The 14,231-nt window shown below is 64.0% G+C and carries 14 protein-coding genes and 1 pseudogene; 11 read left to right on the top strand and 4 right to left on the bottom strand.

Annotated elements, in window-relative coordinates; genetic code table 11:
* Window positions 1-95 precede the first annotated feature (95 nt).
* From C8J36_RS18705 to C8J36_RS18680, 6 genes are all read left to right on the top strand, one after another.
* On the top strand, window positions 96-1,223 hold the full coding sequence (locus C8J36_RS18705) for an ABC transporter ATP-binding protein (protein ID WP_132536899.1): 1,128 nt from the start codon (window positions 96-98) through the stop codon (window positions 1,221-1,223).
* Window positions 1,213-2,103 (top strand): sugar ABC transporter permease, encoded by an 891-nt coding sequence (locus tag C8J36_RS18700; RefSeq protein WP_132536898.1) that lies wholly within the window; start codon window positions 1,213-1,215, stop codon window positions 2,101-2,103. Before C8J36_RS18705 ends, C8J36_RS18700 begins: the two co-directional genes overlap by 11 nt.
* A gap of 2 nt (window positions 2,104-2,105) precedes the next feature.
* Entirely contained in the window at window positions 2,106-2,996 is an 891-nt protein-coding gene (locus tag C8J36_RS18695) for a carbohydrate ABC transporter permease (protein ID WP_132536897.1), read from the top strand.
* A 9-nt stretch (window positions 2,997-3,005) separates the two neighbouring features.
* Complete coding sequence (locus tag C8J36_RS18690) at window positions 3,006-3,503, top strand: GNAT family N-acetyltransferase (RefSeq protein ID WP_132536896.1); 498 nt, start codon at window positions 3,006-3,008, stop codon at window positions 3,501-3,503.
* Window positions 3,504-3,637: 134 nt separating this feature from the next.
* Window positions 3,638-4,399 (top strand): transporter substrate-binding domain-containing protein, encoded by a 762-nt coding sequence (locus C8J36_RS18685; protein WP_132536895.1) that lies wholly within the window; start codon window positions 3,638-3,640, stop codon window positions 4,397-4,399.
* A 39-nt stretch (window positions 4,400-4,438) separates the two neighbouring features.
* Entirely contained in the window at window positions 4,439-5,785 is a 1,347-nt protein-coding gene (locus tag C8J36_RS18680) for a GGDEF domain-containing protein (protein ID WP_165915110.1), read from the top strand.
* Window positions 5,786-5,818: 33 nt separating this feature from the next.
* Here the strand turns inward: C8J36_RS18680 and C8J36_RS18675 are convergent, their stop codons facing one another.
* The 3 genes from C8J36_RS18675 to C8J36_RS18665 all read right to left on the bottom strand — a co-directional run bounded on the left by C8J36_RS18675 (window position 5,819) and on the right by C8J36_RS18665 (window position 8,292).
* Window positions 5,819-6,145 carry a hypothetical protein gene (locus tag C8J36_RS18675; RefSeq protein WP_132536893.1) on the bottom strand — a complete coding sequence of 109 codons (327 nt, stop codon included), beginning with the start codon at window positions 6,143-6,145 and terminating at the stop codon, window positions 5,819-5,821.
* Between the two features lie 102 nt (window positions 6,146-6,247).
* A complete protein-coding gene (locus tag C8J36_RS18670; RefSeq protein WP_132536892.1) occupies window positions 6,248-7,633 on the bottom strand; it encodes a HAMP domain-containing sensor histidine kinase in 1,386 nt (461 codons plus the stop codon).
* On the bottom strand, window positions 7,630-8,292 hold the full coding sequence (locus C8J36_RS18665; protein WP_062597006.1) for a response regulator transcription factor: 663 nt from the start codon (window positions 8,290-8,292) through the stop codon (window positions 7,630-7,632). Before C8J36_RS18665 ends, C8J36_RS18670 begins: the two co-directional genes overlap by 4 nt.
* A gap of 134 nt (window positions 8,293-8,426) precedes the next feature.
* Between C8J36_RS18665 and C8J36_RS18660 the strand changes: the two are divergent.
* The 4 genes and pseudogenes from C8J36_RS18660 to C8J36_RS18645 all read left to right on the top strand — a co-directional run.
* Window positions 8,427-8,909, top strand: a pseudogene (locus C8J36_RS18660) (hypothetical protein); the annotation flags it as partial.
* Between the two features lie 371 nt (window positions 8,910-9,280).
* Window positions 9,281-11,173 (top strand): molecular chaperone HtpG, encoded by a 1,893-nt coding sequence (htpG, locus tag C8J36_RS18655; protein WP_132536891.1) that lies wholly within the window; start codon window positions 9,281-9,283, stop codon window positions 11,171-11,173.
* Between the two features lie 151 nt (window positions 11,174-11,324).
* On the top strand, window positions 11,325-11,678 hold the full coding sequence (locus C8J36_RS18650; protein ID WP_062597008.1) for a hypothetical protein: 354 nt from the start codon (window positions 11,325-11,327) through the stop codon (window positions 11,676-11,678).
* A gap of 383 nt (window positions 11,679-12,061) precedes the next feature.
* Window positions 12,062-13,213 (top strand): GGDEF domain-containing protein, encoded by a 1,152-nt coding sequence (locus tag C8J36_RS18645; protein WP_132536890.1) that lies wholly within the window; start codon window positions 12,062-12,064, stop codon window positions 13,211-13,213.
* 9 nt (window positions 13,214-13,222) lie between these two features.
* Here the strand turns inward: C8J36_RS18645 and C8J36_RS18640 are convergent, their stop codons facing one another.
* Window positions 13,223-13,777, bottom strand: coding sequence for a transcriptional regulator (locus C8J36_RS18640; protein WP_132536889.1), 555 nt, complete (start codon window positions 13,775-13,777; stop codon window positions 13,223-13,225).
* A 179-nt stretch (window positions 13,778-13,956) separates the two neighbouring features.
* On the opposite strand from C8J36_RS18640, the gene C8J36_RS18635 reads away from it, so the two are divergent.
* On the top strand, window positions 13,957-14,231 hold a 275-nt coding region (locus C8J36_RS18635), incomplete at its 3' end, for an NAD(P)-binding domain-containing protein (protein ID WP_165915109.1).

Here is a 14,231-nt window from a genome sequence, read left to right as displayed (position 1 = left end):
CGCTTTCCCCCCGTATGTCCACCTTTGCGCATGACCACGGGCCTGCAGCGGCGCAGGTGCGTCGGCGTATCTTCGTTATCCTGATCGGACCTGCCATGGCATCCATCGCCCTTTCCTCCGTCACCAAAGCCTATGGCACGCACAAGGTCATTCGCGGCGTCGATCTCGACATCGCCGACGGCGAGTTCGTGGTCTTCGTCGGCCCGTCCGGCTGCGGGAAATCGACCCTGCTTCGGATCGTCGCGGGGCTCGTTCCCGCCTCCGGCGGACAGGTGCTCATCGACGGCGAGGACGTGACGGACGTGCCCGCATCCAAGCGCGGCGTCGCCTTCGTCTTCCAGTCCTATGCGCTCTATCCGCATATGAGCGTCGAACGGAATATCGGTTTCGCGCTCGAAACCCTGCGGATCGGCAAGGATGCCATCCGCAGCAAGGTCGACACGGTCGCCCGCATGCTGAAGGTCGATCATCTTCTCGCACGGCGTCCGCGCGAGCTTTCCGGCGGGCAGCGGCAGCGCGTGGCGATCGGTCGGGCGCTCGTGCGCGAACCGGAAATCTTCCTGTTCGACGAGCCGTTGTCGAACCTCGATTCCGACCTGCGCATGGAAATGCGTATCGAAATCGCACGGCTGCACGAGACCCTGAAGACCACGATGGTCTACGTGACCCACGATCAGGCCGAGGCGATGACGCTCGCAGACCGTATCGTCGTCCTCAATCAGGGATCGATCGAACAGGTCGGCACGCCGCTTGAACTCTATCAGGCGCCCGCCAACCGCTTCGTCGCGGGCTTCATCGGCAGTCCCAGAATGAATTTCGGCACGGTGCCGATGGGCGCGGAGACGGGCGCATTCGTTTTGCCGGCCGGGCTTGTCGCGGACGCCCCTTCGTCTAGAGACAGGCAGCCGGTCTCGATCGGCGTTCGGCCGGAAGCACTCTCGATTGTTGCAGCCGATGCCGGGCGCATGAGCGGCATTCTGGAGCGCGTCGAGGATCTCGGTCACGAGCACTTTGCCTATATCCGGCTGTCCGACGAGAGCATCTGGGTCGTGCGCGTCGCCGGGCGTCCGCCGACCGAGCGGCGCAATCAGCCTGTCGGCCTGTCCTTTGCCGATGCCGACATCTTCGTGTTCGACGCGGAGGGCAAGCGGATGGAGCACCGGGCTGCAGGCCCGACGCCTGCGACGGACGCCGACGAGGGGAGGCTTGTCCATGAGCGCTAAGCTCGCGCGCCGGGAGCATCGCACGGCCTGGCTCTTCCTCGCGCCGCTGGTTCTCGTCATGTTGATGGTGGCGGTGTGGCCGCTCGGACGCACCTTCTTCTTCAGCTTCACGGACGCCTATCTCGACGATCCCACCGTCTACGGCATGGTCGGCTTTGCAAACTTCATCGAGGTGATCAAGGATCCCACATGGTGGAACGCGGTCCGGAACACGCTGACCTTCGCCGTCATCTCGGTCGCGATCGAAACCCTGCTCGGCCTCGGCATCGCCCTGCTGCTTAACGAGGCGATCCCCGGGCGGGGACTGTTGCGCGCGGCGATCCTCGTTCCCTGGGCGATACCCGTCGTCGTCGCCACGAAAATCTGGGAGTGGATGCTGAACGACCAGTTCGGCGTGTTCAACCGTATCCTGATTTCGCTCGGGGTCATCGACCACGGCATCGCCTGGACGGCCAGCAGTTCGCTGATCATGGGTGTGGTGATCTTCGTCGATGTCTGGATGACGACGCCCTTCATGGTGCTCCTGATCCTCGCCGGCCTCCAGACCATTCCGGGCGAAATGATGGAAGCCGCCGAAGTCGATGGCATTCCCGCCTGGAAGCGGTTCTGGTCGATCACGCTGCCGCTGCTGAAACCGGCAATCGGCGTCGCCGTGCTCTTCCGCGCGCTCGATGCGATCCGCATGTTCGACCTCGCCTATGTGCTCGCGGCCAGCAACCAGAACGTCATGACGGTCTCGATCTATGCGCATGACCGCCTGGTGAGTTTCCAGGAACTCGGTGTCGGCTCGGCCGCTTCCACCTGGGTTTTCCTGCTCGTCGCGCTCGTCGCCGTCATCCTGATCGGCGCACTGCGCCTCGACCGATCCGCGGGGAATTGATTATGTCGACAGCCACTGCCGCATCGACGCCCGTCCGGGTAAAGCGCCGGTCTTCCGCCTATTACCGTTTGCAACGCCGTCTTCGCAGGGCCATGCTCGGCGTGCTCATCCTGCTCGTGCTCGCCTACACGCTCTTTCCCTACTATTGGGCGATCGTCTCCTCCACCAAGCAGGGCGCGGAACTTTACACAACGGTCTTTCTGCCAGCGCTGAATTTCACCTACTATCGCCAGTTGTTTAACAATTCCGTCTTCATGGGGTCGCTGGTCAATTCCGTCTTCGTTGCCACGGCGACGACGATGCTGTCGCTGTCGCTTGGCATCATCACGGCCTATGCGCTGGGACGCATGGAATTTCCACACAAGCGCCTGATGCTGATGGCGATCCTGATGATCTCGATCTTTCCACAGATCGCGGTGCTCTCCGGCATGTTCGAGCTCATCAACACGCTCGGCCTCTACAATCGCCCAAGCGCCCTCGTCGTGACATATCTTCTTTCGACCGTGCCATTTACGACGTGGATCCTGACGACCTTCATCCGCGAATTTCCCCGCGAACTGGAAGAGGCCGCGCTGGTCGACGGTTGCTCGCATTTCCGAATCTTGACCCGTATCCTGTTGCCGCTGATGGGGCCTTCGCTTGCCAGCACGGGCATTCTTGCCTTCATCCTTTGCTGGCACGAGTTCCTGTTCGCGCTCACCTTCATGCTGACGGACGAGAACAAGACGGTTCCGGTCGCCATCGGGCTGATCGGCGGCACCACGCGCTATGAATATCCGTTCGGCCAGATCATGGCTGCCTCGGTCACCGTTACATTGCCGCTGATCATCGTCGTTCTGATCTTCCAGCGGCGTATCGTGGCCGGCCTGACGGCCGGCGCGGTCAAAGGATAGGATTTCCCCATGGACATGCTCGTCAACCTCTACGATCTCAAGCCGGATGCGGCCCTCGACGGCAAGGTGGCGCAAGAGGGCGTCGTCATTCGCCGCGCCTTGCCCCCGGAACTGCACACGATCGCCAGCTGGATCGGACCCCGGTTCGGCCAGGGCTGGGTCAGCGAGGCGACCGTCGCGATGATGCGGCAGCCGGTATCGCTGCTGATTGCGGTCAAGGACGGCGAACTGGTCGGCTTTGCCTGTTACGATGCGACGGCGCGCGGCTTTTTCGGCCCGACCGGCGTGGACGAGGCGATGCGCGGCAAGGGCATCGGTCACGCGCTGCTCCTGAAGACGTTGCTTGCCATGTCCGACCAAGGGTACGGATATGGTGTTATCGGCGGCGCGGGGCCGACGGGTTTTTACAAGCGTGCCGTCGGCGCCGTCGTCATTGCCCGCTCGGAAGAGGGCATCTACAAGGGCATGCTTTCAGCCGCCCATGCGACCGGCATCGACTACAGCTGAGCCTTTCGCTGGGCGCCGTCGGCGGGCGGCGGCAGGCTTGCATTCAGAGCCTTACGTAAGGATAAATTTACCTAATTTCTGGACCTCGCCTTAACGGCCCTCAGCCATCATGCGCTCCAAACGGGAGATCGATCATGATTCGCAGATGCCTGATTGCCGCGCTTCTTCTAGGCCTCGTCGCCGCCGGCCCGACGCTGGCGGACGATCCCGTCCTGCGGATCGGGACCGAGGGGGCCTACCCTCCGTTCAATTTCGTCAACGACAAGGGGGAGCTTGCCGGCTTCGACGTCGATATCGCCAAGGCGCTCTGCAAGGAGATGGGGCGAACCTGCACCTTCGTCGCCACGCCCTGGTCGGAGATCATCGAAGGGCTGGAGCAGAACAAATACGATCTCATGGTCTCCAGCATGGCCTACACCGAGGAGCGCGCCAAGCGTATCGCCTATTCGGAGCCCTATTACCGCTCGCACGCCGTTTTCATCGGCGACCCGAAGAAGTATCAGGACATCAGCCCCGAGGGTCTTGCCGGCGCGCGGATCACGGCGGGCAAAGGCACGATGCAGGCGCAGTACCTCGCCAAGGTCTATGGAAAGAGCACGCTCGTGCTTGGCGAGGACCAGCCCGAAGCGCAGGCGCTGCTTGAACAGGGGAAAGCGGATCTGATGCTCGGGGATGCGATCGAGCTCATGAGCTTCCTCGAAAGCGGCGAGGGCTCGGCCTTCGAATTCATCGGCGATCCCGTCACCAATGATTTTCTTCAGAGCACCGCCCATGTGACGGCGCGCAAGAGCGACACGGCGCTGCTGGAACAGGTCAATGCCGCCATCAAGAAGACCCGTCTGGATGGCAGCTACGAGCGGATCAACGATGTCTATTTCCCGTTCAGCATCTATTGAGCCATGATCTCCTTGCGCACATCCCGGCATGGCCTATCGATGCGACTTGTCGGCAGGGTCGCCCTGCTGCTCGTCTGCCTCTATGCCGGGGCTGCGGCCGCCTATTCCGTCCAGTTTCTGAACGGCATCGAGCGGGATGCGAAGACCGCACGCGAGGAGCAGATCCCGCTGATCCTGTCCCAGAACAGGAATGCGCTGAAGGTGGAGCGCGCCGCATCCCTCATCCGCTCGGTCTACCTTGCGCATGACCGGAAGATCGAGCGGCAGATCCAGCTTCAGCTGCAGACGCTCTGCCAGAGTTTTACGCTCGATGAAAACCAGACTCTGATCGACGGCGCGCGCGCGATTGCCGCGTCCGTCAAGGTGATCGTCTCCACCCGTGAGGCTTCCCGCAGGCTTCGCGATTCCGACGGGGCGGCGATCACGTCGGAGATTGAGGCGCAGATTCACGCGACGGATGCGGCCAGTGCGGAAGCCTATCAGCACGCGATCAACACCGCGGACCGGCTGAGCGAGACGCTGGCGACGGATGCGGTGGCGCTGGCCGACAGCATGGCCTCGACGATCGGCAGCGCGGCGCGCGAGGTAAAACTCGGCTGGACCCTCATTCTCACGCTGCCGGTCCTGTTTTTCGTTCTGACGCTCTGGGTCGTCAGTCGCCATGTCATGGCGCCGATCGGGTCCGCCGTCGCGCGGCTGGACGCCATCAGTCGTGGCAACACCGAGCCGGAAGCGCCGCGAGAACCCGTTTTTCATGAACTCGCCACCATCGCCGATGCCGTCAAAGCCTACGGCGCATTGTCCATCGACCTCACGCGCACCAATGCCCTTCTGAAGATCCTCTCCGACCGCGACAGCCTGACCGGTCTCGCCAATCGCCGGTCTCTCCAGGCCGTGCTCGACACGACCTTTCAAACGGCGAGATCGGGTGGCCCGGATATCGCCGTGATGATGATCGACCTTGATCACTTCAAGGTCATCAACGACACCTATGGACACCATGCCGGCGATGCCTGTCTCGTGGCGGTCGCGGATGTCCTGCGCCGATACGAGGCGGACGATGGTGCGTCCGTCGGCCGCTACGGCGGAGAAGAGTTCGTGGCCGTCGTCCCCGGGCGGGACGAACATTCGCTCACCGACATCGCCGAGCGAATGCGCGTCGAGATCATGGCGCTCGACGTGCGCAGCGATGACGGGCGCCGAATCGCGCTGACCACCAGCATCGGCGTCTCCCGCATGGCAGGGCGGCCTCTCGACGGGGTGCAGCGACTGGTTTCCGAAGCCGATGCCGCGCTCTATCAGGCCAAACGCGACGGCCGGAACCGTGTCGGCCTGACGACGGTTCACACAGCCAACGGCAGCCTGAAACGAAACAGGCAGGCCTGAGCCTGCCTGCCGATCATCGTAAAAAACGTATGCCTATCGTGTGCGGCCATAGAGCCAAGCGACGGCTGCGACGATTGCAGCAGCGGCCAACGGCTTTTCGCGGATGCGCCCCTCGATATCGGCCAGGTAGCCATCGAGCGAACCCTTAATATCGGACGAGGATGCCGTACGGCGGCGCGCATACCCGCGTCCGCTGTCGCCTTCCGCGCCTGTTGTGGACGAAACGGCAACCGGATCCGAGGCCGGAAAAGTATCTTCCAAAGCCTTGTCCAGATCGCCGTCCACGCCACGACGCTCGCGATCGCCTTGTTCGTTCTGCAACGACCTGACGGCCGGCGAGATGTTGTTCTGGTTTGCCATGATCACTCCTTCGGTTCGCTATGCCCGATAACGGACTGTCGCGAGCGAAGTTCCACAGCGCTGCCGGGCGCATCGACCTCAGAGGCCGTCCCAGCCACTCGGCTACCGCACCTGCGCCACCGGATGTGTGGCACGCGGCAGGCGGAGCGTGACCGTAAGGCCATTTTCCGGACGGTTCGCAAGCGTGATTCCGCCGCCACAAAGTTCCGCGATTTCGCGGGCGATCGTCAGACCGAAGCCGTCGCCTTGGACGGTTTCGTCCATCCGGACACCCGGCATGAAGGCGCTGGCCAATGCGTCCTGCGCGATCCCCGGTCCGTCGTCCTCGATGCAGACGTCGACCATGCGGCCTTCGATCGAAGCCGTGATCCGGACGGCGCTGCGCGCCCATTTGAAGGCGTTGTCGATCAGGTTGCCGAGGACCTCTTCGAGATCGTCTGCCGCGCAGGCAACCGCGACATCGCCGCGGATATCGCAGGTGACATGGTGGCCCCGCTCGGCATGGATGCGGGAGAGGACCTGCACGAGGTCGGCGACACTCGGCTGCAGCAGGGTCGCGGCGGCCATGCCTGCGCCGGACATGGTCTTGCGCGCGCGCGCCAGATGATGTCGGATGCGCGCATCGATCCGCTCCACCAGCTGGCGCATCGCCCCATCGGGGTCGTTCCCGTCATCTAGCGCCAGTGACAGACTGGCGACCGGGGTTTTCAGGCCGTGCGCGAGGTTGGCGAAATGCAGGCGGGTGTCGCTGAGGCGCTGGACGTTGGCCGCAATCAGCCTGTTGATCTCGTTTGCCGCCGGTCGCAGCTCCTCCGCCTCCACATCCGGCAGCCTCTCGCGCGATCCTTCCGCGACCTCCGCGATAGCGCGGGTCAGCCGTTTCAAGGGGCGCAGCCCGAAGCGCACCTGCAGCAACGTGCCAAGAACCAGGCTGATGCCGAGGACCACCATGGCCGGCACCAGCCAGAACAGCGCCCGCCGGGCCGGATCGTTCAGCGCGGATCGGGGCGCCGTCGCCGCGATCTCCAGCGTCTGGTCGCCGATACGGGCGTCGATGCTCCGCACGTAAAGGTCCATTCCCCCGTCCCTGGCCGCCTCCGGGCGTGGCACCGGTTCCTTGTCGGGCCGATGTCGGCCGGGCAGAGGGCGTGGCGGGCTGTCGATCGTGCGGCCGGCAAGCGAGATCGATGTCAGCGGCGCGCCGTTTCCGCTCACCTGCCAGTACCAGCCGGCGCCGACGCGATCGAAGGGCGGGCCGTCGAACGCGGCGCCGAGCGACATCGACCCATCCGGGTTCATCGTCAGCGTGCCCCGAAGCGCCTCGATCTGGGTGTCGAGGCGCTGGTCGATCTGCTCCCGCACGACGCCCGCCACGATCAGCCAGAGAATGACCGCAGCGACGATCAGCGTTGCCGTGACGAACAGCGTCGAAAAGGCGAGCAGGCGGGCCGAGATGGTCGAACGCGATGGGAATGACGGGAGCTTCATGGCGCGGCCGTCAGCATGTAACCGCGCCCGCGGACGGTTTCGATCCGCTCCGCGCCGATCTTGCGGCGCAGCCGGGCGATGATGACCTCGATCGAATTCGAGTCGACGTCCGCATCGCCCTCGTAGACACGCTCGATCAGCTCGCGTCGATCGACGATGACCTCCTTGCGCAGGATCAGGCAGGACAGCACCCGCCATTCGAGCGCGGTCAGCTTCAAGGGCAGCCCCTCCAGCTCGAAGGTGCCGAGCTGCGCGTCGAACACGAGCGGTCCGCAGGCGACAAGCGACGAAGCGTGGCCCGTGGCGCGGCGGACCAAAGCCCGCAGCCGCAGCACGAGTTCCTCCACCTTGAACGGCTTGGTCATGAAGTCATCGGCGCCGGCCTTGAAACCGGCGACCTTGTCCGGCCATCCGTCGCGCGCCGTCAGGATCATCACCGGGAACAGCCGGCCGGCGTCCCGCCAGGCCTTCAGGACCGAGATGCCGTCCTTGCGCGGCAGGCCGAGATCGAGCACCGCGATGTCGAAGATTTCCGTGAGGCCGGCATGTTCGGCGTCCTCGCCATTGGTCGCGATATCCACGACGAAGCTTTCCGCCCGCAGGCTGGCGGCGATACGGCGCGAGAGATCGGCGTCGTCCTCGACAAGAAGAACTCTCATGGCATCCCGTTTCCCGCTGATCGTGGAAGAGGACATAGGGCGCATCGGCTTAACTCAAGCTGAACCGCGGGGTTCAGGCTGTCGGTGGCAGGGTGTTGCTAGAAGGGTCTCGTCAACACGAACAGGAGAACACCATGCCGAACGAAGAAATCCACACCGGCGCTGAAGCCGCCGCCCGCCCCGCCCACCCGGCTTCCGCAGATCGCCCGGTTCCGCCGCATGCCAGGCGCCCGTCGCGGCTGGCGCTTACCGGTGTCGCAGCCGTCGCCCTTCTCGCCCTCGGCGTGGCAGGCGGCGCCGGCGCCATGAAGCTCGCGAAGCCGAGCGTCGAAATGGCCCCCATGGCGCCGGTCGCCATTTCCGCCATGCCGGACGGCGATCTCGTGACCATCAAGGGCAAGGTTGCCGAGATCTTCGGCAACAAGTTCGTCCTTCAGGATGCGAGCGGTCGCGCCTTGGTGGAAACCGGCCCGGCCGGCGAAGACGGCAAGCTCGTGACGGCCAATGAGGAGATCAGCGTGCAGGGTCGTTTCGATGACGGCTTCCTGCATGCAAGCTTCCTCGTCCACCCCGACGGCAAGATCGAGGCGCTCGGCCCGGTCGGCAAGCCGCCGCATCATGGCCATGGCCCGAAGGGTCCGAAAGGTCCGAAGGGCGGACCGAAGGATGGGCCCGATGCCGGGCCCGATGAGGGCGCGGATGCCGGTCCTGCCCGTGGTCCCGCAAGTGGCCCCGCCGCTGGTCCGGCCGATGGACCGGCAGCCGCCCCGGCCGGTGAGGAGGCCCCGCGCCCGCCGCAGCCGTAACATTCGCTTCGGCAGAACGGCAAAGGAAATGAGCACGGCGTTCCGGGGTTTTCGCCCCGGGACGCCGTTCCCTGTGTTTTTCCGCCGCCAACACGCGCAGGAAGACCGCGAGCATCTTGAATCCGCACGCAATCTTCGCCAACTGGTCGTTTGAATTTCGGTCATGACGGAGAAGATGAGATATGACGAACCTGGATGCGGAACGCCCCGCCGAGAGCCATGTTTTCGAAGCCGACGTGTCGCGGCTTCTGCACATGATGGTGCACTCGGTCTACTCGGATAAGGACGTTTTTCTGCGCGAGTTGATCTCGAATGCCGCGGACGCCTGCGAAAAGCTGCGATTCGAAGCGATCGCCACGCCAAACCTGCTGGGCAGCGATGCGGACAGCCGCATCACGCTAACGCTCGACGAGGAGAACCGCCGCCTGATCGTCGAGGACAACGGCATCGGCATGAGCCGCGAGGAGCTGATCGAGGCGCTTGGCACGATCGCACGGTCCGGCACGCGCGCCTTCATGGAGCGTATCGAGGCCAACAAGGCCGGCGAGGGCGCCCAGCTGATCGGCCAGTTCGGCGTCGGTTTCTATTCCTGCTTCATGGTTGCCGATCGGGTCGACGTTGTCTCGCGGCGTGCCGGCGCGGAGGAAGCCTGGCTCTGGTCGTCGGACGGGCAGGGCGCCTACACCGTCAGCCCGGTGGAGCTTGCCGACGCTCCGGCGCGCGGCACCCGCATCACGCTCAATCTGATGGAAGATGCCAAATCCTATGCCGCCCGCTGGTCGGTCGAGCGGATCGTCAAGGAACAGTCCGGCCATGTGCCGGTGCCGGTTTCGATCATTGAGACGCCCGGTGCCGAACCGGCGCAACTGACCGACGGCACGGCGTTGTGGACGCGGTCGAAAAACGAGGTTTCAAAGGAAGATCATGCCGATTTCTACCGGAGCCTCTCCGGGCAGTACGACGAGCCGGCCTTGACCGTGCACTTCCGCGCGGAAGGCCGTCACGAATATACGACGCTGGCCTATATCCCGGGCGCCCAGCCGTTCGACATGTTCGATCCGGACCGCAAGGGCCGCATGAAGCTCTACGTCAAGCGCATCTTCATCACCGACGAGGCCGATGTTCTGCCGCGTTATCTCCGGTTCGTTCGCGGCCTCGTGGACACCGCCGATCTTCCGCTGAACGTCTCGCGCGAAATGATTCAGGAAAGCCCGATCCTTTCGGCCATCCGCAAGGGCGTCACGAGCCGGATCATCACCGCGATCGAGAAGCTTGCCGAGAGCGACGCCGAGGCGTTTGCCAAGGTCTGGGAAAACTTCGGCGCCGTTCTGAAGGAAGGCATCTACGAAGATGGCGAACGACGGACGCAACTCCTGTCGCTTGCCCGCTTCAAGACGACCGCCTCCGGCGAGGAGAGCCGCTCGCTCAAGCAATATGTCGCGGATGCCAAGGCGGAACAGTCGGCGATCTACTACCTCACGGGCACCAGTCTTGAGCAATTGCGGGCCTCGCCGCAGCTCGAAGGCTTTCGCGCACGTGGGATCGAGGTCCTGCTGCTCACGGATCAGATCGACAGCTTCTGGGTGATGACGGCCGGCGAGTTCGAGGGCAAGACGTTCAAATCGATCACGCAGGGAGCGGCCGATCTGGCGCAGTTCGCCAAGCCGGAGGGGGACGCGGCACCCGACAGTGCGCCATCCGCCGATGTCGCGACCTTCATTGCCTATGCCAAGGAGAAGCTTTCCGGCGAGGTTTCGGACGTTCGCGCCTCCGACCGCCTGACGGAAAGTGCCGTCTGCCTCGTGGCCTCCGAAGGCGGCTATGACCGGCAGATGGAGAAGATCCTCCAGGGTGCCGGCCGGCTGGAGCTCTCGGCAAAGCCGATCCTCGAAATCAATCCGGCACATCCGCTCGTCAAGGCGATCGCCGCCAAGGCAGACGGCACGGCCCTGAAGGAGGATGCCGCGCTCCTGCTTCTCGATCAGGCACGCGTTCTCGACGGCGACAAACCGGCCGATCCCCGCGCTTTTGCCGAACGGCTGACACGTCTTTTCGAGCGCGCGCTGCAGGCGTGACGTTCTCCCGCCGGCGCGCAGCAACATTGCGGGCCGGCGTTCGGCGAAGGCCGACAGGACATGATAAAAACCATGCCTAAATCAGGATATGGTCCATGAACAAACTGGCAGAAGAGGCGTTGACGGGGGCCACTCAACAACAGGATCTCTCATGAAGCGCCTTCTTCTTCTCGCCGGCCTTACTTTGTCGCTCGCTGCGGGCGCAGCGGTTGCCCAGGATACGCCTCCGCCGCCACCCGCCCCGCCGGCTGCCGGTGATGCGATGACCCCGCCACCCCCGCCGCCGCCGGAGGGTCCGCGCGGACCCGAAGAGGCCATGAAGGGCGAAAAATGGCATCGCGGTCCCGAAGGCCGCCGCCCGCCGCCCCCGTCCAAGGCAGCGCACTACCGCGTCGAAACGGACGATGTGAAGATCGACCTGAAATGTGCGGACGACGAGCCGGCAAAGGCCTGCGCCGATCTTCTGATGCAGACCATCGACAAGCTGGGCGTCGGTCGGGACTGATCTGACCGCGTTCGGCCGAGGCTGAACGGACGAGACATCGACACCGGCCTGGAGCGCGTCCAGGCCGGTGTTTTCGTTTGGGTCGATCGGTCTTGAAAGGGAGGGGTGTTCTTTAGAAGCGTGACCAGTCCGCGCGCCTAATGATCTGCGAGCCCTCGCCTTTTTTCTGTTGGCCTTGTCTCTCCGACGGCGCTGGAAGGGGTCGACAGCCTCGGTCCGGACGAAGTGTTCAACCGGGCATTTTGACGGGGAATCCTTCGGTGGCGGAACATGTTTACCCGCTGTTAAAGCGAGGTATTTAACGTCTACCCGAACGCACACATGCGTCCGCGCGCGACCTGTGAGAGGCCACCGCGCCTGGAAGACTCGGCAATGGGGCTGGCATGGATCATTTTGCGTTTCTTTTGCCGGTCATTTTCTGCGTCTTCGGTCTGACATTTCTGTTCGTCGGCCGACATGAGCCGCGATCCGCGCCATGGTGGGGTTTCGGCTATCTGTCTGCCGCGCTTGGCTTCATAATGCCGGTTCTGCCGGAAACCATTCCCGCGCCGTTCCGTGCGCTGGTGGCGGATACGCTGTTCCTGCTTGCCCTCAGCTTTTACGGGCAAGGCCTGCTGGGGCAGTTTCGGCGAACTCTGCCCGTCTGGCCGAGGGCGCTGATCGTCGTCATTGGCGTCATCGCTTCCGCCGTCTCGACCCTCATCGTCCAAAGCCCGACTCTGGCGCTTCTCGTCAACGATCTCCTCGCCTCACTCTGCCTCGCCATGCCGGCCATTGCTGTCCTTCGCCACGTGCGCGGTGTCGCGGAGCGCCTGCTGCTCGCAGCGGTGTTCATGGTCATATTGGATGCGCTGGTGCGCAACATCGTCATGACGCTTCTCAACCGCAATCCGGCCGATTTCGACACCTTTCTGGCGTCGCCCTACGCCTTCTTCATGCAGGTTACGGGCACCGTCATCGGCCTCCTTCTGGCATTTGCGGCACTTGGCTGCGTGACGCTGGAGGTGATCGGTCGCTACAAGGACGTGGCCGACCGGGATTCGATGACCGGACTTCTCAACCGCCGCGGCTTCGACCGCCTGGCCGGGCGGAAGAGGCCCATGGGCGCGGTGATCGTCTGCGACATCGACCATTTCAAGCGGATCAACGACCGGCACGGGCATGCTGCCGGCGATGCCGTCATCGCCGAACTCGCACGCCTTTTGGCGGCCGGACAAGCGGCGGATGCCGTTCTCGCGCGGTTCGGTGGCGAGGAGTTCGTGCTCTTCCTCCCCGGTCTCACGATCGCCGCGGCCGTTCACGTTGCAGAGGCTCTGAAGGCGCGGATCGGATCAGCGGACTGGTCGCAGACGGGGCCGGTCACCGCAAGTTTCGGTGTCGCGGAAACACGCCTCGGCGATCTCAGCATCTACGAGGTCGTGGCCCGCGCCGATCGCGCGCTCTACGGCGCCAAGCTCGCAGGCAGAAACCGCGTCTTCACCGAGAACGAGCGACCGTCCGACCTGCAGCCGGAACAGGCTCGTGCGGTCGCCTGAGGGTGTTCGTTAAAGCGCCAGACGTCCGCGCGCCTCGGCCGCCTTGGCTGCGGCGTCCCGAATGGCGAGCCACCGCATCTGCTCCAGCCTTGCATCCGCAAGCGCCCGGTGTGCGGGTTGTTCCGGCTCGGTCTGCTCGATCATGCCCTTCACGAAATCGGCGATCTCGCGTCGCGTAAACGTCCCGTCCATGATCTGCCGGGCGTGCTCCAGAAAGACATCGTCGGATTTTGCGAGCCGCAAAGCATGTCGCGGCAGTCCGCCGGCACGCAGCAGCACGCTCAGCCATTTCCCATCCCAGGAGGGCGCGCTGGCATAGAGGGCGTGTCCCGCAAGCGTTTCGAGCATTTCGTTCGCAACATCCGTTACGGGCACGCCCTCCTCATGGAGGCGCCGGCGTGTCAGGCCATGGATTCGTTCCGCCTTGATCGACCAGTCAGTCCAGTCGGGCGCAGGCCGAAGGATATGCGAGCGGGAAGTCCCGTCTTCGAAAACCCAGGCAACTTCCACAGGATAACTCTTCTTGCCGAGAGACGAGGCTTCGAAGTCGAGAAAGACGAGCATGACAATCCGTCCGAAATGACGTCCGGCCCAAAGCCGGCATTACGTGATTTAGCCGGATCCGCCTGTCAGCGAAAGTGTGCAGACGTTGGTTCCGTGTGTAAGGCGACATCATGTGAAATGATCATTGACTCATTATACCAGTTGCCGTTAGATGCCCTGACAGAATGGGATCAGCACACATGACATCGATCGCACTTTTCGGCGCCGGCGGCAAAATGGGCACGCGGCTGGCCCGCAACCTCATCGGCTCGCGCTTCGACATCCGCCCCGTAGAGGTGAGCGACGCCGGGCGGGCGCGGCTGCAAGCCGATCTCGGGCTCACCTGCCTTCCCGTGGAAGAGGCGCTCGAGGGTGCCGATGTCGTGGTTCTCGCGGTGCCCGACACGGCCATCGGCAAGGTCGCCTCGGGGATCATCGACAAGCTCGCGCCGGGCACCATGGTCGTCGTGCTCGA

It is taken from the genome of Rhizobium sp. PP-F2F-G48 (genome assembly GCF_004342335.1).
GTDB lineage: Bacteria > Pseudomonadota > Alphaproteobacteria > Rhizobiales > Rhizobiaceae > Ferranicluibacter.
The sequence above is the reverse complement of the archived record's forward strand: the minus strand, read 5'-3'. Positions and strand labels throughout refer to the sequence as shown.